The following is an 18,198-nucleotide window of genomic DNA, read 5'->3' on the forward strand; positions in this document are numbered from 1 at the left end:
GATCAATCCTGCTGCTTGGATGAGGAGGACATTTTGCGGCGGCTTTTCCGCTGTAAATAGTTAAGCCCTGCGACAATGGCCCAGATCGGCAGAACGACAACGGCCCCAAGCAGGATATAATCCGCCGCCCAGCGCACCGTATTCAGTGCAAGTGAGTAAATCTCACCGATAGTGCCCGTCAGGTCCTTTAATAGCTCAATTGGCGTAATGTCAAACAGTGTCAGGGCCCACCCAACCAGGAAGGATACAATCAGCAGCTTTACGATCAGCGAGCCTATATTTCTTGGCATTAAACTTCCCCAAAAAAAACTGTCGAACAGCTTAAACTTATCTGTCCGGACATGATCAATCATATAGTTTGCCAGTATGGCATGACCAGAGTTTATTTGACCTCCGCCTGAAATGTGGCTGATTCCCAATTATCACTATATAGGCTATAATCCTGTTTTGCACATTCTGTGGCAGTTGTTATAGTAGCTTATGTAGTCCCTGTTGGAGACAAGTTGATGTCGTTAAAGTTTCGTATTCCCGCTGGCGAAAAAATTGTTGTGAACGGCGCCGTTCTTACCAATTCAAGCAGCAAGGCTATGCATTTTTCACTGGAAAATGACGCCTCGATCATGCGCGAGAGAGATATTCTGTTGCCGGAAAATGCGGAAACGCCTCTGCAGAACGTCTATCTTTTTATCCAGTTGATGTATATCGAGCCGGGAAGCCACGAGGATCATCACAAGAGTTTTCAGAATGCCGCACAGATTGCCTTCCTGTCCACAACGGACAACGATGAACGGAACCTCGTGTTCGAGGTTGTGGGCCTTGTGGGCGAGAAAAATTATTATGCTGCACTGAAATTACTGCAGAAGCATTTCAAGGCCACACTCCCTCCCGCAGAAGAATCAGCAGATTAAAAACTAGTTCCTGCAGAAAATTTTGTTACGATTCATACAAGAAAATCGATTTTTCCGACAACCTCATATGGAATTATTCAAGTTTATTTAGCCCGGCCATAAAATAAATACGGCACGGCAGCGGTTGAAAAACGCTCAGATTTCTGCGCTTTTTTAGATATTTCCTCAGGCCTGAACGCCTTTTCCTGTTATCCCGACTGGCAAATGCATTGCTCATTAATCTTTTGTTAGGAAATCCCGGAGATAGTCAGGGCACGGTTTCGAAGTAGACCGGGGCTCAAAAGAGCTGATTGGTCGCAGATGCGACAACTCTAGAATGAGGATTAATATTATGGCTTCTATCAATACAAACTCCGGCTCCATGGCTGCTCTGCGTACTCTTAACATGACGCAGAAATCTCTCGCTCAAACTCAGTCCGCACTTGAAACAGGTCTTCGTGTCAACAACGCAAAAGATGCTCCGGCAACTTTCGTTATTGCACAGGGCATGCGCGCTGACATTGGTGCTCTGAACGCTGTTTCTGAGGGTATTGCCTTCGGTCAGGCGACAATAGGCATGGCGATGGCCGGCGCTACCGCAATTTCTGATCAGTTGACAACCCTAAAAGAACTTGCCACACAGGCGAAGAACGAAGGCCTTGACGGCAGTATCATTCAGGATCAGGTCACCGAAGTACTTGCACAGATCGATGCGATCACCAGTACTTCTGCGTTTAACGGCGTGAACCTGTTGACAGCAACCGCAACGACGCTGACGGTTCCTACTGGCCTTGGTGCGACTGACAACGTTACGTTCACCAATATTGACCTGTCGTCAACAACTGGGCTTGCCTTGAACACTATCGACGTAAGTGTAATTGCAAATAACGCTGCCGACATAGCGACAATTGATGCTGCTATTGCAAGTGTTGGTACTGCTTTGACCAGCATCGGTACCTTCGCCAATCGTCTCGATGACCAGGGTGAATTCACCCAACTGTTGACGGATACGATGAAAGAAGGTCTCGGCGTTCTGGTTGACGCAGATATGGCTGAAGTTGCTGCTGAACTGACTGCATTGCAGACGAAAGAACAGCTCAACATTCAGTCACTGAGCATCGCCAACTCTGCACCGCAGACAATTCTGGCACTGTTCCGCTAATAGTGGCTTCAACAAGGGAAAGGCGGCTCATACGGGCCGCCTTTTTCGTTAACCTCTCCTTTACGGCTTCTCGATTATAATAGGTCGATTGAACTCGTTTTTCGTTGGAATACGATATGCAAGTGTCCACAAACAGCTCGCTGCTCTGGTACAAGCTATCCAGCACCCTCAAAGACTCGCATATGAAAGCGTTTGAGGCACAGCCGTCTGTTGCGCGCGATATCGGCACATTCAAGGAAAAAATTGGCGAGATCAAATCTGTTGATGATTTGATGAAGAACAGAACCGTCCTGACGATGGTGCTTTCCGCTTTCCAGTTGGAAAGTGAAATCGACAAGCCGGCGATGGTTCGAAAAATACTTACTGAAAATCCAGCTGACAAAGAGAGTCTTGTGAACCGGCTGGCGGAGCCTCGCTGGGCCAAACTCTCCAGCGCCCTTTATGGTCTGAATAGTGACCCGGACTTTTTCCAGAAGCAGGCAAATATCGATGCCATTCTGGCGGGCTACAAGACGAATGAGTTTGAAAAGTTCGAAGGACAAAATGCGGATGGCGTCCGCGAGGCAATGTACTTCAAACGCCTTGCAGGAAACGTCGACAAGCTCTCACAGATAATGGCGGACAAGACCCTGATGCATGTCGTCCGGGTAAGCCTTGGCCTGCCGGAAAGCTTTCAAAGCCTGAGCTATGAGCAGCAAAGGGATCGCCTTGAAAAGCAGATTGATATTGCAGACTTCAAGGATCCGAAAGAGATTGACAAGATCATCCAGCGGTTTCTGGTTTATACCGAGATCAACAATACTGATCCTACCAGCAACCCCATCCTGTCCCTTTTCCAGCCCATCTCCAATGGTGACTTTGTCGGCCCGCAGCCCATCCAGATCGATTTGTTCGTCTGAACCCTTTTAGGCTGCGTCGACTACTGCAAAACTCCTTCAATACAGATATGATGCCCACTTACAAAGGCGGGCAGAACTTTCTCAAGCGTGAAAAAAATTCCTATCCCGTGCCCTTTTTTCCCGTTATATCTAAATGATGAACTAGCGAAGATTGCCTAAAATCCGCACAAAACTGCGGTTTTTAGAACTGGCACGCCCTTTGCTTCTGTAGTTGCGAGTGAATTCGCGATCTTTTGATTGCTTCAAAGTTTCTACAGGAGATGAAGATGACTTTTTCTATTAACACCAATGCAACGGCGATGGCGGCTCTGCGGACATTGTCTCTTACACAGACCAGCCTTGCCCAGACACAGCGTCAGGTCGAAACCGGCCTCAAGGTCGCCGAGCCAAAAGACAACCCGGCATCTTTTACAATCGCGCAAACAATGCGTGGCGACATCGGGGCACTTGACGCAATCGAGGAAGGACTGACATTCGGACAGGCGACGGTCAGCATGGCCAATGCCGGCGCCTTGCAGATTTCAAATATCCTGATCGACATCAATCAGAAGGTAACCCAGGCTTTTAACGACGGCCTTGACGTCGCTGTGCTTCAGGAAGAAGTGGACGCCCTGCTCGCCGAAATCACCTCGGTTGTCGGCTCCAGTGTTTTCAATGGTGTCAATCTGATTGACGGTGTAAGTGCTGATTTGGATGTTCTGACCGGTCTTGGCGGTGTAACGCAGACAATCGCTGCACAGGATTTGCGCCTCGCTACTTTGGGCCTCGTTGGGCTTGACCTTACTAACCCTGCCGCTGCCCTCGCCGCCGTTGATGGTGCTGAAGTTATCGTTGGCAATGTTATCACTACTCTTGGTACAGCTGCGAACCGTCTCGACAGCCAGGCTGAATTTACCCAGCTTCTGACGGACAAGCTTAAAGAAGGTCTCGGTATCCTTGTTGACGCCAACCTTGCCGAAGCCAGCGCGGAATTGCAGGCATTGCAGACGAAGGAACAACTTGGCATTCAGTCCCTGTCGATTGCCAACTCACGTCCGCAGTCTATCCTACAGCTTTTTCAGTAATTGGTAACAGTATCGTAAGGATATTAGTCAATAGTAAGAAATACTATCGAGAACTGAAGAGAACATTATATGTCTGTAGCTGCTTATCAAAAGGCCAATCAGAATACCGAAAACCCGAGACAAACCGAATACCGGGCTTTCGCAATACTCACTCGTGCTATGGAAGAAGCTGACAAAGAAGACAACACAATGGCAAGAATCAAGGCTGTCGCCAACAACCGGCGACTCTGGCTAACCTTGCAAATGGATCTTCTTTCAGAGGAGAATGGGCTCCCTGACGACCTGAGAGGTCGGCTTCTTTCCATCGCATTCTGGGTCAGCCGCTATAGTCTGAATGCCATGAAAGGCGAAGCTTCAGTTGCGCCATTGATTACCGTCAACAAACAGATCATGGAAGGCATGAAGCCAAAAGATCCGGGCAGCGCACCCGCGCCTTCAACCCCCTAGGTATCCATCGGCAATATTGGCCGCAACAACTGCAGCCATCAAACTTTTGCCTCTCCCGCTCTATCCCCTAAATCCGACAGCGGTTATACTTTGCCAAAAGCAGTATCTGCCAGGGAACGGATTGAATGAGCTGGGAAAAAGAAGCCGAAGAAATAAGGAAAATGCGCCTTGCCGCAAAAGCACAAGGCGGCGATGAAGCCATAAAATTCCACCATGCGAAAGGCCGCCTGACCGTCCGAGAACGCATCGACGCTCTCCTTGACCAACACAGCTTTCAGGAACAGGGCCGCATTGCCGGCTCGGCCGAACGTGATGATGCCGGCAATATAACGGCTTTTACCCCTGCGAACTATATTACTGGCCTGGGTTTGATCAACGGAAGACGCGTCGCTGTCGGCGGCGAGGATTTCACTCTTAAAGGCGGTTCTCCCAATGCAGCCGGTCTGCGTAAGAGTGTTTTTGCGGAGGAACTCGCCTCACAATATCGCGTTCCGCTCATCCGAATGCTGGAAGGTGGCGGCGGGAGCGTTGCAAAGGGAAAAGGCTCAGACACTGTCGGAAGCCCCGCCTATGAGAAACCCAGATTTCTCTCGATCTCAAAGCTGCTGGGCGAGGTCCCGGTCGCTTCTGCCGCTCTCGGCCCCGTCGCCGGATTCCCGGCGGCACGTTTTGCCGCCTCCCATTTCTCGGTCATGACGCGAAAGACGGCACAGCTGCTAATCGCCGGCCCCGCGCTCGTTGAAAGAGCCCTCAACATCAAAATGACGAAGGAAGAACTGGGGGGCGCTGGGATCCATAGCCGAAACGCCGTTGCCGCGAACATTGCGAAGGACGAAGAAGATGCTTTTGTGCAGATCCGGCGCTTTCTGAGCTATCTTCCCGGCAATGTCTGGGAACTGGCGTCCGTCCAGACCACCGATGATCCTGTTGATCGAATGGAAGAGGAGTTGCTGAGTATAGTTCCGAAAAACCGCAGGCTCCCTTTCAAGATACGAAATCTGATCGCACTGGTGGTTGACCGGGGCAGCTTTTTTGAGATGGGAAAACATTACGGACCCGGACTTGTGACCGGATTTGCCCGTCTCAATGGACAATCCGTCGGCGTGATTGCCAATGACTCATACTATTATGCAGGCGCGATGGGCGCAGATGCGGCACAGAAAGTTCGGCGGTTCATTGAACTTTGCGATACTTTTCATATCCCGATTGTCAATTTTACGGATGAACCCGGCTTTATGATCGGCCCCGACTCAGAGAAAGACGGAACCATCAAATATGGCGCTTCTGCCGTTGCCGCCGCGGTTATGTCAGTCGTGCCATGGGCAACAATCATCATTAAAAAGGCCTTCGGAGTGGCCGCTGCAGCGCATTTCAGCGAAAATGGATATGTTCTTGCCTGGCCAAGCGCCGAGATGGGACCGCTTCCCGTTGAAGGAGGTGTCGCCGTCGCCTATCGCCGCCAGATCGAAGAGGCGGACGATCCTGAAAAACTCCGGGCGGAACTCGAAGAAAAGCTCGCAGCCCAGCAATCTCCTTTTCCCCGGGCAGAAAGCTTCAGTGTCCACGACATCATTGATCCGCGGGAAACCCGCCCGGCCCTCTGTCAATGGGTAAGCTGGATACAACCGCAACTCGATCAGTTGAGGGGCCCCGTCTCATTCTCTTTCCGCCCCTAAGACATTTACGTCACAGCGCAGCTTTGTTAAAATCCCAGCTGCTCGACATAATGAAAAAAGGGATGACATAAAATGACGGCTGCGTTGAAAGTGAAAATCGATGGATGGGAAAATGGCGATCCGATCCCCGGAAAGTTTGCGTTTGGCGTACCTGCGGCAGAAGGACATGTCGCCCTTAGCGATAATCGGAACCCCGCAATAAGCTGGTCGGATGCGCCGGAGGGCACCAAATCCTTTGCAATTATCTGTCATGACCCGGACGTCCCCTCTTCCGGTGAGGACGTGAACCAGGAGGGCAAAACGGTTCCGGCAAGTCTGCCGCGCGTCGACTTTTACCATTGGGTACAGGTGGATATCCCACTCGAATACTCCAGTCTTGCCGAAGGGGAGGTCACAGACGGGATAACTGCAAAAGGCAAAGCCCCGGCGAAACGGGCATACGGGCGGACCGGCCTCAACAATTATACGGACTGGTTCGCGGACGACCCGGATATGGCGGGAGAATATGGGGGATATGATGGCCCCTGCCCGCCTTGGAATGATAGTATTGTCCATCACTATCATTTTACAGTCTATGCTCTTGATGTGGAAACGCTGGGCCTCACCGGATCATTCGGCGGCCCGGAAGCGCTGGCTGCGATGGAGGGACATATTCTGGCGAGCGGATCCTATGTCGGCACCTACAGCATGAACCCGGACGTACCAGCATAGCAATTACCGGCAACATCCGTCAGCCAAATTTTAGGACGCATTCTCTTGTATTTCTCCGGGCATCGCCCACTTAAAGAAAAACAGGGAATGGATGATTTCTGCCGTGATGAGCCCGTCGATCGCCAAAATGCCCAGCGAGAATGCAGATTTTGAAGACGCGGTCGATGCCATTGAGAAGTGGCTGATTAGGAAGACTCTTGGCAACGTCTCCCTGACCAAAATATTCACGGAGTTCAGCCGCAGGATCGACCAGACCCTCTTCCCGCTCATACGGTCCCATGTCACGATGCGGCAGATGCACCCCTTTATTGATCATACCGATCATACCTGGAACCGCGAAGGCGAAGAATTGACCAGCAACTCCCGCCCAAGGTCGCCCATAGACGATCCAAACTGGGTGCAAAGCCCTCTGTATTACATGCTTGAGAATGTCATTCTGGAATACAGATGCGACATGACGCAAGCTGGGAATGTAAAGAAATTTCCGATCTTTTCTGATTTTGAGCAGATTGGCGGGACAGATTATATTGCCTTTCTAACGCCATTCGGTTCACGGGAGGCCGCAATCAAAAGCCATGACGGCGTGATGTCCTCCTGGCTCACAGACAAGGAAGGCGGATTTGAAGAAAGAGATATAGCGGCGTTAAAACATCTGCTTTCTCTCTTTGACATCGCCGCGCGTGTCTTCAAGCGAGAACAAACTCTTCAGGACGTCCTAAGCGCCTATTTAGGGCCGCTTGCCGCCAATCAGGTGATGGAGGGAAAAACACAGCGGGGAGACGGCGATATTATCCAGGCCGTCATCTGGATATGTGACCTTCGTGGATCCAGCAGCCTCGCGGACCAGATGGCAATGGCCGACTATTTAGCACTGCTCAATCAGTTTTTTGAATCGATGTCGGAAGCCGTTATGGCCGAGGGCGGCGAAGTGCTGAAATTCATGGGGGACGGATTTCTGGCTATCTTTCCTACCCCAAACGAGGCGACGATCGCTGACGCCGCGAACAGAGCTCTGACAGCGGCTCAGAAGGGCGCAAATGCCCTTGCGGCTCTCCCATCGGAGGCGGCGAACCTCAAATTCGGTATCGGTATTCACCATGGCGATGTCATGTTCGGGAATATCGGCGCACGTGAACGGCTCGATTTCTCCGTCATCGGCCCGGCTGTCAACATGGCCAGCCGGATTCAGGATCTGACCAAAACCCTCGACGCCAATCTCTTGGTGACATCTGCCATTGCCGAACATCTGGACCGCCCATGGCGGAGTTTCGATCCGCAATCCGTTCCTGGCCTAAAGGATCCAATCAAGGTTTTGACACCGGCCTGAACCATTCTAGTTCGGATCGTAGCTCGCTATAACCCATTCCTCCTTTTCCGCTGCCTGACGCCATTCGACGAACTCAGGCAGCGCCCAAAGAATATCGAAATACGCCTGACAGGTTTCATCCAGAGGAACGGATCGGCTATGGAAACGTACCAAAACGGGTGCAAAAAATACATCGGCGAGGGATATTTTCCCAAAAAGATAGGGCCCCTGCTCCGAATAAAGCGAGCGGCATTCTCGCCATATTTCGCAGATACGTGCTATATCGGCTTCCACCTCTTCCGGCAAGACCATATATGGTTGCCTCTTGGATAAATCCATCGGCACATGCTCCCGAAGCGCCATAAAACTGGAATGCATTTCGGCGACAATCGACCGCGCTCTCGCCCGGGCAAAAACCTCTTCCGGCCATAAGTTGGCGGACGGACATTGTTCTGCCAGATATTCACATATGGCCAACGTATCCCAGATGGCATTCTCGCCAACCTTTAAAGAGGGAACTTTCGGTGGAGCATCAGGATTCGCTGCCTTTAGAGCCGTATGGGAGTCCGTCCGGTAAAGCGGCACGACAACTTCTTCGAACGTCATTCCGGAGAGTTTCATGGCGAGCCATCCGCGCAAACTCCAGGATGAGTATCTTCTATTTCCGATAACTAATTTTACATCTGCCATTTTGTGATTCACCCAATAAGGTCTCTAATCCGACTTCGCGAATTCAGGACGGACGACCGCCTGAGCGACCAGAACACGATTGGTGTTTGGATCAAAGGTTGCTGCAGGAGAGCCATAAAGGACATATCCATCCGCCAAGGCGTCACTCACCCGTACACAGAAATCATGAGTGTCTTCTCCCGTCAAAAGTCGATAGCCGGGCTTCTCATCTGCCATTTTTGTTCCCCTAAACTAACTAAAGGTCGGCTTCTTTCGCCGCCAGACCAACAATAAAAACCCCAGCCCAAAACTAACCGCACCCGCAATCAGGAACGGAACTCTCAAAGGCTCTACATTACGTCGAAGGAATATGGTCTGGCTCTTTATCTTCGCGTCTTTTGGAGAAATTTGCCAGTCAATCAAATACTGCCCGGGCGCCGACACATCAAATGTCTTTATGACCTGCTCGGATGTTTTTGATGCATACTCTGGAGCGTTGTCTTCCCGTTTATCTCGTTGCTGGCCTTCTGCTTCGAAGAGTGCCGCCCCGCCCGGCCCCGTCAATAAAATGGAATAGTCGAACGCCGCTGCACTTCCGGCCAACAGCTCTATGTCATAACTCACCGAAAGGATAGCCCGCATCGGGTTCATGGACGGGTCAAGCCGCACAAGACCTGTACTTCCCGCCTCGCCCGCCAGTTCAAAACGGGCAACCTCCTCTCCGCTTGCCGAATAATCATATCCAACCCAGCCAATAAGGCCCAGACCGCAGAGTATCAGAAGAATGATGAGTGTTTTACGCAACCCGTTTGCTGCCCTGTTTAAAGAATAGTGCCGTGCGGGGAAGCTGCCTCAATACTTATTGGCGATGCTTGCCCGAATAGACATATTCTTTAACAGGATCATCCGGTAGATGCTACAGCAAGATAATCCACAATGGAGGAAACCAACCCTTACGTATTGCTGTCTGACTTTTTATAGACCAGCGGATATTCTTCCAGCGCTCTGGTTTTCTTGGCAACCGAAGGCATTTTGATCGCATGCCTGTTAAACGGCATTTCCAGATATTTAAAGCTTAAATATGCGAGGACTACTGTCAGGCCGGTTCCAAGCACCAAAAGGATTGTCGCTAAGGTTGGCTCAACTGCGACAATCCAGTCTCCGGTACGCGGTTCCTGTACTAATTGGTAATCAAAAAATTTCATCAATATTCGACCCATTACATACCAGACAGCCGCATGAATCATATATATCCCATAGCTTATGGTGCCAAGGATCACCAGTTTCGAATTGTTCAGAAACTTTTTTAGCCCGGACATTTCAGTCCACAAAAGGGACAGGAAAATAAACGTGCAGGTAAACGGCGTAACCAAGCTTGATATGTAATTCCCAAAATACCAGCAAACCAGCATCAAAATAATGCTGAGGTAAACGAATATGGGCGCCACCCGAATAGTAAAATTACTATAGATATAGTATACTAACACTCCGATGAAAAATGAATACATGCATCGAAACAGAGCCATCCCTGTCTCCGGATATCTACTGTCTGTCAAATACAAAGCGTATCCCGCGATGATGACAAGTAATACACTGGCAAATATTCTCGAAATATCTGAAGCAAATAAAGTCAAAACAAGCGCGAAGATTGCATAAGTGTAGAATTCTACGGAAACTGACCAACTGGGATAATTGTAACTTATATTATCTGTAAATATCCCTTGTAATAAAAATACATTGTTGAAAAAATCGAGAGCATCGAAATCTGAAAAGGGACGGATTCCGCGTACACCGCCCCAAAATACTTCAAATAAATACTCGATTAAGGGAAATCCCAAAGCGAATAATAAGAATGTGACAAAATGTAGGGGATACATCCGCAGGAATCTATTAAACTGGAAGACTACGGCAGAAGACAGGTTATTGACACGCTCAACATAGCTGTAGGCAATAACGAAACCGCTTAATTGGAAGAACATGTCAATCAGCATGGGGCCATTTTGCAACATTATATTGTCATTCAGCAAAAATGACGATTTTCCAATGTAATTCCCGTGAGCAATAACGATTGCGAGCGCAAAAATACCTCTCAGAGGCTCCAAAAAGAGAAATTTTTCTTTGGTTGCCATAAAAAACCTTTAAAATTACCTAAAGTATGTCTTCAGTTTACTCCACCATGAGAAACCTGCCTGCAGGTAGCAACCGTGCCCCTACATATTTTATGGCTAAAAAGTAACACCTGCAGAATTAACAGAGCATTAAGTCAGCAAAATTATACAAATGGAGGAGATTGAAGGTCGGACTTATTGTGCCTGGTGCCGCCGGGTGGATTTGAACCACCGGCCTCTCCCTTACCAAGGGAGTGCTCTACCCCTGAGCTACGGCGGCAAGTTAGGTCCGGACGCGGCGGAATATATAGGGATTTCATGTCATGTCAAAGAGTTTCAGCCGGACTTTAGAAATTGCTGTTCTCTCTTGTTTTTTAGGACTGTAATAAAATCAGAATTTCTGCCTTGCCTGACACAAAACTGCAATCTGGCATACTTACAATTCTATGACATATATTTGCCTGATCGGCACTTATACAACAACCAGAAACCTGCCAGGAGTTGAATATGTCTGCGCGACGAGATGAGGAACTCTCCTTCGACAAATTTGACGAAGAACATTACCCACGCTCAAAAACTACCGACTTTCAGGCGATTTCAACCACGCTAATGTCCCGCAGAAACTTTCTCGGTAACAGTGCAAAGTTCGGCGCCGCCGCATTTATTATGGGAACAACATCCCTTTCAGGGCTTGCCGGATGTAGCTTTCTGACAAGAGATTTCAAAGAAGTTGAAGCAAACAGCCGCGATACCATTACCGTACCAACCGGGTATCAATGGCACGTTGTCAGCATGTGGGGAGATCCCCTATGGTCGAGCAGCATTCCGTTCGATCCGGAAACACGCGGAACGGCTGAGAGCCAAGCGCTTGCTGTTGGCGACAACAATGATGGTATGTCTCTCTTCGAGGACGACGGTTCCTTGATCCTTGTTTCCAATAATGAATATGTGAATCAGGGCATTATCTATGGCAACCGGGAGAGCAAAAAGCCCGAAACCGATGATGACGTCCGCAAGGGCATGGCAGGGCACGGTATAACCGTTGCAGAAATAACTGAACAAGACGGTAAATGGGGTATCGTCAAAGACAGCCCCTACAATCGCCGTATTACCGCAAACTCCCCGATGGAAATAACGGGGCCGGCACGCGGTCATGCAATGATGAGAACCACCGCGGATCCTTCAGGAGTCCTTGCACTCGGCACCTGGAATAATTGCGGCAACGGCCAGACCCCCTGGGGCACCTATCTCACCTGTGAAGAAAATTTCAACGGATACTTCTCCAGCAGTGATGACGCCTACCAACCTTCACCTGAGTTAAACCGCTATGGCGTGGGCAATAAGGACTGGGGGTACGCCTGGGCCAGCGTCGATGGCCGGTTTGATATCAGCAAAAACCCCAATGAGCCGAACCGCTTCGGCTATGTAGTAGAAATCGATCCGCTTGATCCTGACTCCACGCCAAAAAAACGCACGGCCCTGGGCCGCTTCAAGCATGAGAATGCCGAACTCGTCGTTGCAGAGAACGGTCATGTGGTAGTTTATCTCGGCGATGATGAACGCGGCGAATTTCTCTATCGGTTCATCAGTGCAGAAAAATACTATGAGGGCGAGAACAACCGCAATCTTCTTGAGAACGGCACGCTGTATGTTGCGAAATTCAACGATGATGGTAGCGGCAAATGGATTGCCCTGACGCCGGAAACAACCAGCATGGCGTCCCAGGCTGAAATTTCCATTCTCACCCGGCAGGCGGCTTCCAGTGTCGGGGCCACAACCATGGACCGGCCTGAATGGGTTGCCGTGAATCCAGACCGGGCAGAAGCCTATCTGGCGCTCACCAACAACAAGAACCGCGGTAAAAAGCCGAATGCAGGCGGAGATCCTACTCCCGTTGGCGGACCTAATCCCCGGGCAGAAAATCACTATGGACAAATAGTCCGTTGGCGACCCGTCAATCAGGACCACACATCCGATGAATTCTCCTGGGATCTGTTTGTGGTCGCGGGTAATCCCAGAGCTCATAACGATGCCTACGCTGGATCTGAGAATATTAACACGGGCAATATGTTCAATTCTCCGGACGGGCTTGCTTTCGATGATAGCGGATTCCTGTGGATTCAGACGGATGGTAATTATTCCGACAAAGACAATTTTGCGGGCATGGGGAACAATCAGATGCTGATCGGTGACCCCGTAACCGGCGAGATCAAGAGGTTTATGGTGGGTCCCAAGGAATGCGAAATTACAGGCCTCACCTGGAGTCCGGATCGAAGCACCGTTTTCGTGGGCATCCAGCATCCGGGTGAAAAAGGGAACAGCCATTTTCCGCAAGGAGGACAGACAGTTCCACGTTCGGCCATTATTGCTGTCTCACGTGAAGACGGAACAGCACTCAGTTAATCTGGATCTCCTTTCAGATAGACCCTTCAAGCAGGCCGATATCGGGGATCGTTGCAATTGCCACCGAAGCAGTCTAAGGAAGCAGTGACATTCACTGGGAGCCGAAGGCAATGGCGGATCACGGCAATAAAAAAAGCACAGACAAAGAAAGGCTGAAGGCAGAAAAAGCTGAGCGTCTGGCGGCAGAGCTCCGCGCCAATTTGCGCAAACGCAAGGAATTGCAGCGCAGTCGCGGTGGAATTGCTCCCGACGCCATCAAAAACCGCGACAAATTAACCGACTAGTCAATCCGTTTTAACCTTGGCCAGCTTACTCGCAAACTGTAGTATGCCCGTCCGATTTAGTAGTTGAGCGGAGAAATAACGCATGTCCATTCTGTCCGATAAATGGATTAGGCAATCGGCCTGGGAAACAGGCATGATTGAGCCCTTTGTAGAGAGCCAGAAGCGCGAAGGCATTATCTCTTATGGCCTGTCCTCTTATGGCTATGATGCTCGGGTTTCTGACGAATTCAAGATATTCACCAATATTGATTCGGCGACTGTCGATCCGAAAGCCTTCTCAAGCTCAAGTTTCGTCGATCGCAAAACAGATGTCTGTGTCATTCCGCCCAATTCATTTGTTCTAGCTCGCACTGTCGAATATTTTCGTATCCCCCGGGATGTTCTTGTAATATGTCTCGGCAAATCAACCTATGCTCGTTGCGGCATCATTGTTAATGTCACGCCTTTGGAGCCGGAATGGGAGGGACACGTCACTCTCGAATTTTCAAATACGACTCCGCTTCCGGCGAAAATCTACGCTAATGAAGGCGCATGCCAGTTCCTCTTTCTCAAGGGTAACGAGCCCTGTGAGACATCCTACAAGGACCGCGCAGGAAAATATATGGGACAGGAAGGCGTTACCCTTCCCAGACTTTGAAATTATAACACTGAAACATTGATTATTCTTTGAAAATGAAGTTTTCAAAAGCGCCAAATACTTTCCCTTCTTGCGAAAAATGGGATAAAAGCCGTTCATTCACTTGGGGTGTCGCGACCGGTTGATAAGACTGGTATTTCCGCCCGCAATTAGCCAACTGGATTAAGCAGAGTAAATTTATATGGATAGCATTAGGATAAGAGGCGGAAAGCCGCTTCAGGGGAAAATCGAGATCAGCGGCGCAAAGAATGCAGCCCTTCCGCTCATGGTAGCCAGCCTGCTGACTGAAGACACATTGACCCTTTCCAATCTGCCACATGTGGCCGATATTTCAACCCTGATCACTTTGCTATGCCAGCATGGCGCAACAGCGGCAATGAATGGCGAGACGGCAAACGGCGGGGGGAGCGATGGTCGGTCGCTGTCAATTCGGGCTGCCAACATCACCAATACCGAAGCCCCGTACGACATTGTCCGCAAAATGCGTGCTGGTGCCCTTGTCATGGGCCCCCTCCTCGCGCGTGTTGGCAAAGCACGTGTGTCTTTGCCGGGCGGATGCGCAATCGGAACACGACCGATGAACCTTCATATCAGCGGTCTTGAGCAAATGGGGGCGAAAATTACGATTGCGGGCGGCTATATGGAAGCAGTGGCGCCACATGGTCTCAAGGGCGCGGAAATCCGTTTCGAGACAGTCTCCGTCGGGGCAACAGAAAATCTGCTGATGGCAGCCAGCCTGGCCAAGGGGACGACGATACTGGAAAATGCAGCAAAAGAGCCGGAGATAACCGATCTCGTCCACTTACTGCGGCAGATGGGGGCGCAGATTGAGGGAGACGGCACCGATAGGCTGATTGTTCACGGCGTCGAAAACCTTCATGGGACAAACTATCGCGTTATGCCGGACCGGATCGAGACCGGCACATATGCTATTGCAGCTGTGATTACAGGTGGCAAAATTGAGCTATCAAATACCAGTGCCGAACTGGTCAGCTCTGTACTGGAAGCACTTGTAGAGGCCGGTGCCAGCGTTACTGAAACCGAAAATGGATTTATTATTTCGAGGGAAAAGGATGATATTCGCGGCGTAGATATCATGACTCTCCCCTATCCTGGCTATCCGACGGACATGCAGGCGCAATTCATGGCCCTCATGACGATTGCCAAAGGCGCAGGCATGATCACCGAAACAATTTTTGAAAACCGCTTCATGCATGTACCGGAATTAGCCCGTCTTGGCGCCAATATTACCGTACATGGCCATTCGGCGCTGGTTCGCGGCGTTGATCATCTGGTCGGCGCGCCGGTTATGGCCACGGACCTGCGGGCATCCGTCTCACTTGTGCTAGCAGGCTTGGCAGCAGAGGGAGAAACCGTTATCAATCGTGTATACCATCTGGATCGCGGATATGAGCGTCTGGAAGAAAAGCTGGCCGCTTGCGGCGCGGATATCGAGCGTATCCACACGAGTTGAACATTGAATGAGAGCAGGACTGAAAAATGCCCAAGGGCCTGAAACTTTATGCCGCTGAAGTCGAGGATGCCGAGATCCTCTCGGCAGCGCTTGAAGGCATGATCACCAGCCCCGGGGAAATGAGTTTTCACAAATCGTCACGCGCCTTCACGATAATGGGGTCGCGCTTTATGTGGGAAGCCACAAATGACGATGCCAACCCTGCCGATAGCTGGTATCGAATTCGGTCCGGACTTCATTTCGGAGATGTAATGGCTGTTAAGTCAAACGGCATCTCCCAAAATACACCAACCGAAGCTCTCGAGTTGCTCAGCATGTCGGCAAATGTCACAACCAGTTCTGATGCTGAAATCCAGCTTAACTTTGCAGGTGGCGGAGTGCTGCTTTTAAAAGCGGAATGTATTAATCTAACCCTGACCGATACGGGAGAGGCTTGGCAAACCGAGCACAAACCCCAACATGAAGAGACTAATTCCCCTTCCGATCAGGATAAAGAATGAAAATGGAGCGGTCGCGTGCCATCTAATGAAGAGCTGGTTATTGCCCTGCCAAAGGGCCGGATTTTAAAAGAAGTCATGCCGTTGATCCGCGCCGTCGGAATTGAACCCGAGCCAGCCTTTGACGATCCCTCAAGCCGTCTTTTACAATTTCGCACGAACCATCCCAATATTTCTATCATCCGAGTCCGCTCCTTCGATGTGGCGACATTCGTTGCCTTTGGCGCGGCGCAGCTCGGTGTTGCCGGAAACGACGTATTGCTTGAATTCGACTATCCGGAAATATATGCGCCCGTGGATTTGGATATCGGCCATTGCCATATCGCTGTTGCACAGCCACGTGATCTGGAGGATGATCGCGATCCCAGCCGTTGGAGCCATATCCGCATTGCGACAAAATATCCCAACCTCACTCACAAGTTCTTCGCATCGGCGGGCATTCAGGCGGAATGCATCAAGCTTTCCGGTGCGATGGAACTCGCGCCCGGTCTCGGCCTGTGCCGCCGGATTGTCGATCTTGTCTCGACCGGGGCCACACTGGAAGCGAATGGTCTGGTGGAAGTAGAGAAAATTCTCGATATTACGTCGCGGCTGATCATCAACCGGGCTGCTCTCAAAACCCGGTCAGTGGAATTAAACGGCTGGATCGAGAAGTTCCGGGAGGTGGTAAATGCCGCTTAAGCTGAATATTGCGGATCCCGGCTTCGAACCGGACTTCACCGACCTGCTAAATCAAAAACGTGATGATGACAGGAATGTCGATGCCGTTGCCGCGGAAATCCTGAACGAAGTGCGCGATCGGGGTGACGCCGCCTTGCTGGATTATACCCGCAAGTTTGATCGGCTGGAGATAACAGATGCCGCCGCTCTTCGGATCACAAGGGCCGAAATTGAGAACGCTATTGCTGAATGTGACGAGGTAACCCTGGCGGCGCTGAATATTGCCGCCAAGCGGATCGAGGCATATCACAGGCAACAGCTACCAAAAGACCATTTTTATGAGGATACGGATGGCGTAAAACTTGGCTACCGATGGACAGCGATTGAAAATGTCGGGCTTTATGTGCCGGGGGGAAGGGCGACGTATCCGTCTTCCGTATTGATGAACGCAATTCCGGCGAAGGTCGCTGGCGCCTCTCGCATTGTTATGGTTGTCCCTACGCCCGATGGCGTGATCAACCCCATGGTTCTGGCTGCAGCTGATCTTTGCGGTGTTGACGAAATTTACCGGATCGGTGGCGCGCAAGCCATCGGGGCGCTCGCCTTCGGAACAGAAACAATCGCTCCCGTCGACAAGATCGTCGGTCCCGGCAACGCCTATGTCGCAAGTGCCAAGAAACAGGTGTTCGGGACAGTGGGAATTGACATGATCGCGGGTCCCTCAGAGATACTGGTTGTCGCAGATAACAAGAACGATGCCGCATGGATTGCCGCTGATTTGCTGAGTCAGGCCGAGCATGACCCCGTCGCCCAGAGCATCCTGATTACGGATGACGCGAACTTCGCCGAAAATGTCGAAGCTGCCGTTGAAAATCATCTCAAAGCTCTTGACCGTGCGGAAATTGCCCGTGCAAGCTGGCAAGACTATGGCGCCATCATTCTGGTGCGGGATCTTTTCGAAGCGCCCGCATTGGTCGATCGCATTGCCCCTGAACATCTCGAGCTGTGTGTTGACGATCCGGACAGCCTTGCCAATAAAATCCGTCATGCAGGCGCGATTTTTATGGGGCGCTATAGTCCCGAAGCAATTGGTGATTATGTCGCCGGCCCCAATCATGTGCTCCCGACGGGGCGAACTGCACGCTTCTCCTCTGGTCTGTCGACCCTTGATTTCGTCAAGCGGACTTCTTTGATGAAGCTCGACCGGAACAGCCTCCGTCAGATCGGTCCCGCGGCGATATCGCTTGCAGAGTCGGAAGGACTTGATGCCCACGCTCTGTCCGTTTCTATCAGGCTGAACTGATGCAAACGGGG

20 protein-coding genes and 1 tRNA gene are annotated in these 18,198 nt (G+C 50.7%); 15 read left to right on the plus strand and 6 right to left on the minus strand.

All coding sequences use genetic code 11. From position 1 onward, the window contains the following. Positions 1–2: 2 nt before the first annotated feature. Entirely contained in the window at positions 3–290 is a 288-nt protein-coding gene (locus tag AAC599_RS11155) for a DUF6460 domain-containing protein (protein ID WP_293962880.1), read from the minus strand. Positions 291–506: 216 nt separating this feature from the next. Here AAC599_RS11155 and AAC599_RS11160 point away from each other — a divergent pair, with 216 nt between their 5' ends. The 8 genes from AAC599_RS11160 (at position 507) to AAC599_RS11195 (ending at position 8,173) form a co-directional block, all read left to right on the plus strand. Next, complete coding sequence (locus AAC599_RS11160; RefSeq protein ID WP_340150477.1) at positions 507–908, plus strand: flagellar biosynthesis repressor FlbT; 402 nt, start codon at positions 507–509, stop codon at positions 906–908. A 331-nt stretch (positions 909–1,239) separates the two neighbouring features. Then, positions 1,240–2,049, plus strand: coding sequence for a flagellin (locus AAC599_RS11165; RefSeq protein WP_340150478.1), 810 nt, complete (start codon positions 1,240–1,242; stop codon positions 2,047–2,049). Positions 2,050–2,165: 116 nt separating this feature from the next. After that, on the plus strand, positions 2,166–2,948 hold the full coding sequence (locus AAC599_RS11170) for a DUF1217 domain-containing protein (RefSeq protein WP_340150479.1): 783 nt from the start codon (positions 2,166–2,168) through the stop codon (positions 2,946–2,948). A 266-nt stretch (positions 2,949–3,214) separates the two neighbouring features. After that, the gene (locus AAC599_RS11175; RefSeq protein WP_340150480.1) at positions 3,215–4,012 is read left to right on the plus strand and encodes a flagellin; all 798 of its coding nucleotides are present in this window, start codon (positions 3,215–3,217) and stop codon (positions 4,010–4,012) included. Positions 4,013–4,081: 69 nt separating this feature from the next. Next, entirely contained in the window at positions 4,082–4,459 is a 378-nt protein-coding gene (gene flaF, locus AAC599_RS11180; RefSeq protein ID WP_340150481.1) for a flagellar biosynthesis regulator FlaF, read from the plus strand. A gap of 125 nt (positions 4,460–4,584) precedes the next feature. After that, on the plus strand, positions 4,585–6,135 hold the full coding sequence (locus AAC599_RS11185) for a carboxyl transferase domain-containing protein (protein WP_340150482.1): 1,551 nt from the start codon (positions 4,585–4,587) through the stop codon (positions 6,133–6,135). Between the two features lie 72 nt (positions 6,136–6,207). Next, positions 6,208–6,846, plus strand: coding sequence for a YbhB/YbcL family Raf kinase inhibitor-like protein (locus AAC599_RS11190; RefSeq protein WP_340150483.1), 639 nt, complete (start codon positions 6,208–6,210; stop codon positions 6,844–6,846). 91 nt (positions 6,847–6,937) lie between these two features. Further along, positions 6,938–8,173 (plus strand): adenylate/guanylate cyclase domain-containing protein, encoded by a 1,236-nt coding sequence (locus tag AAC599_RS11195; protein ID WP_340150484.1) that lies wholly within the window; start codon positions 6,938–6,940, stop codon positions 8,171–8,173. Between the two features lie 6 nt (positions 8,174–8,179). Here the strand turns inward: AAC599_RS11195 and AAC599_RS11200 are convergent, their stop codons facing one another. From AAC599_RS11200 to AAC599_RS11220, 5 genes are all read right to left on the minus strand, one after another. Further along, on the minus strand, positions 8,180–8,842 hold the full coding sequence (locus tag AAC599_RS11200; protein WP_340150485.1) for a glutathione S-transferase family protein: 663 nt from the start codon (positions 8,840–8,842) through the stop codon (positions 8,180–8,182). Positions 8,843–8,866: 24 nt separating this feature from the next. Next, on the minus strand, positions 8,867–9,058 hold the full coding sequence (locus AAC599_RS11205) for a DUF1737 domain-containing protein (RefSeq protein WP_340150486.1): 192 nt from the start codon (positions 9,056–9,058) through the stop codon (positions 8,867–8,869). A gap of 15 nt (positions 9,059–9,073) precedes the next feature. After that, positions 9,074–9,625, minus strand: a complete 552-nt coding sequence (locus AAC599_RS11210) for a hypothetical protein (protein WP_340150487.1) — start codon at positions 9,623–9,625, stop codon at positions 9,074–9,076. A gap of 149 nt (positions 9,626–9,774) precedes the next feature. Then, complete coding sequence (locus AAC599_RS11215; protein WP_340150488.1) at positions 9,775–10,950, minus strand: acyltransferase; 1,176 nt, start codon at positions 10,948–10,950, stop codon at positions 9,775–9,777. A gap of 184 nt (positions 10,951–11,134) precedes the next feature. Further along, positions 11,135–11,209, minus strand: a tRNA-Thr gene (locus AAC599_RS11220). Positions 11,210–11,436: 227 nt separating this feature from the next. On the opposite strand from AAC599_RS11220, the gene AAC599_RS11225 reads away from it, so the two are divergent. From AAC599_RS11225 to hisD, 7 genes are all read left to right on the plus strand, one after another. After that, on the plus strand, positions 11,437–13,332 hold the full coding sequence (locus AAC599_RS11225) for a PhoX family phosphatase (RefSeq protein ID WP_340150489.1): 1,896 nt from the start codon (positions 11,437–11,439) through the stop codon (positions 13,330–13,332). Positions 13,333–13,442: 110 nt separating this feature from the next. Beyond that, positions 13,443–13,616, plus strand: coding sequence for a hypothetical protein (locus tag AAC599_RS11230; RefSeq protein WP_340150490.1), 174 nt, complete (start codon positions 13,443–13,445; stop codon positions 13,614–13,616). An 82-nt stretch (positions 13,617–13,698) separates the two neighbouring features. Then, on the plus strand, positions 13,699–14,253 hold the full coding sequence (dcd, locus tag AAC599_RS11235) for a dCTP deaminase (protein ID WP_340150491.1): 555 nt from the start codon (positions 13,699–13,701) through the stop codon (positions 14,251–14,253). A 181-nt stretch (positions 14,254–14,434) separates the two neighbouring features. Beyond that, positions 14,435–15,727 (plus strand): UDP-N-acetylglucosamine 1-carboxyvinyltransferase, encoded by a 1,293-nt coding sequence (gene murA / locus AAC599_RS11240; protein WP_340150492.1) that lies wholly within the window; start codon positions 14,435–14,437, stop codon positions 15,725–15,727. A 26-nt stretch (positions 15,728–15,753) separates the two neighbouring features. After that, on the plus strand, positions 15,754–16,227 hold the full coding sequence (locus tag AAC599_RS11245) for a DUF2948 family protein (RefSeq protein ID WP_340150493.1): 474 nt from the start codon (positions 15,754–15,756) through the stop codon (positions 16,225–16,227). 15 nt (positions 16,228–16,242) lie between these two features. Continuing rightward, positions 16,243–16,905: an ATP phosphoribosyltransferase gene (gene hisG, locus AAC599_RS11250; RefSeq protein ID WP_340150494.1), complete on the plus strand. Its 663-nt coding sequence runs from the start codon at positions 16,243–16,245 to the stop codon at positions 16,903–16,905. Then, a complete protein-coding gene (hisD, locus tag AAC599_RS11255; RefSeq protein ID WP_340150495.1) occupies positions 16,895–18,187 on the plus strand; it encodes a histidinol dehydrogenase in 1,293 nt (430 codons plus the stop codon). The genes hisG and hisD overlap by 11 nt, the downstream gene beginning before the upstream one ends. The last annotated feature ends 11 nt before the right edge of the window (positions 18,188–18,198 follow it).

Origin of the sequence: uncultured Sneathiella sp., from assembly GCF_963976355.1 — a bacterium.
Taxonomy (GTDB): Bacteria; Pseudomonadota; Alphaproteobacteria; order Sneathiellales; family Sneathiellaceae; genus Sneathiella.

Coding starts and splice junctions, on each gene's coding strand:
- AAC599_RS11160 (WP_340150477.1), top strand. CDS start 507: ATGTCGTTAAAGTTTCGTATTCCCGCTGGCGAAAAAATTGTTGTGAAC.
- AAC599_RS11200 (WP_340150485.1), bottom strand. CDS start 8,842: ATGGCAGATGTAAAATTAGTTATCGGAAATAGAAGATACTCATCCTGG.
- AAC599_RS11165 (WP_340150478.1), top strand. CDS start 1,240: ATGGCTTCTATCAATACAAACTCCGGCTCCATGGCTGCTCTGCGTACT.
- AAC599_RS11230 (WP_340150490.1), top strand. CDS start 13,443: ATGGCGGATCACGGCAATAAAAAAAGCACAGACAAAGAAAGGCTGAAG.
- flaF (WP_340150481.1), top strand. CDS start 4,082: ATGTCTGTAGCTGCTTATCAAAAGGCCAATCAGAATACCGAAAACCCG.
- AAC599_RS11215 (WP_340150488.1), bottom strand. CDS start 10,950: ATGGCAACCAAAGAAAAATTTCTCTTTTTGGAGCCTCTGAGAGGTATT.
- AAC599_RS11175 (WP_340150480.1), top strand. CDS start 3,215: ATGACTTTTTCTATTAACACCAATGCAACGGCGATGGCGGCTCTGCGG.
- AAC599_RS11190 (WP_340150483.1), top strand. CDS start 6,208: ATGACGGCTGCGTTGAAAGTGAAAATCGATGGATGGGAAAATGGCGAT.
- AAC599_RS11185 (WP_340150482.1), top strand. CDS start 4,585: ATGAGCTGGGAAAAAGAAGCCGAAGAAATAAGGAAAATGCGCCTTGCC.
- hisD (WP_340150495.1), top strand. CDS start 16,895: ATGCCGCTTAAGCTGAATATTGCGGATCCCGGCTTCGAACCGGACTTC.
- AAC599_RS11195 (WP_340150484.1), top strand. CDS start 6,938: ATGATTTCTGCCGTGATGAGCCCGTCGATCGCCAAAATGCCCAGCGAG.
- dcd (WP_340150491.1), top strand. CDS start 13,699: ATGTCCATTCTGTCCGATAAATGGATTAGGCAATCGGCCTGGGAAACA.
- AAC599_RS11155 (WP_293962880.1), bottom strand. CDS start 290: ATGCCAAGAAATATAGGCTCGCTGATCGTAAAGCTGCTGATTGTATCC.
- murA (WP_340150492.1), top strand. CDS start 14,435: ATGGATAGCATTAGGATAAGAGGCGGAAAGCCGCTTCAGGGGAAAATC.
- AAC599_RS11225 (WP_340150489.1), top strand. CDS start 11,437: ATGTCTGCGCGACGAGATGAGGAACTCTCCTTCGACAAATTTGACGAA.
- AAC599_RS11170 (WP_340150479.1), top strand. CDS start 2,166: ATGCAAGTGTCCACAAACAGCTCGCTGCTCTGGTACAAGCTATCCAGC.
- AAC599_RS11205 (WP_340150486.1), bottom strand. CDS start 9,058: ATGGCAGATGAGAAGCCCGGCTATCGACTTTTGACGGGAGAAGACACT.
- AAC599_RS11245 (WP_340150493.1), top strand. CDS start 15,754: ATGCCCAAGGGCCTGAAACTTTATGCCGCTGAAGTCGAGGATGCCGAG.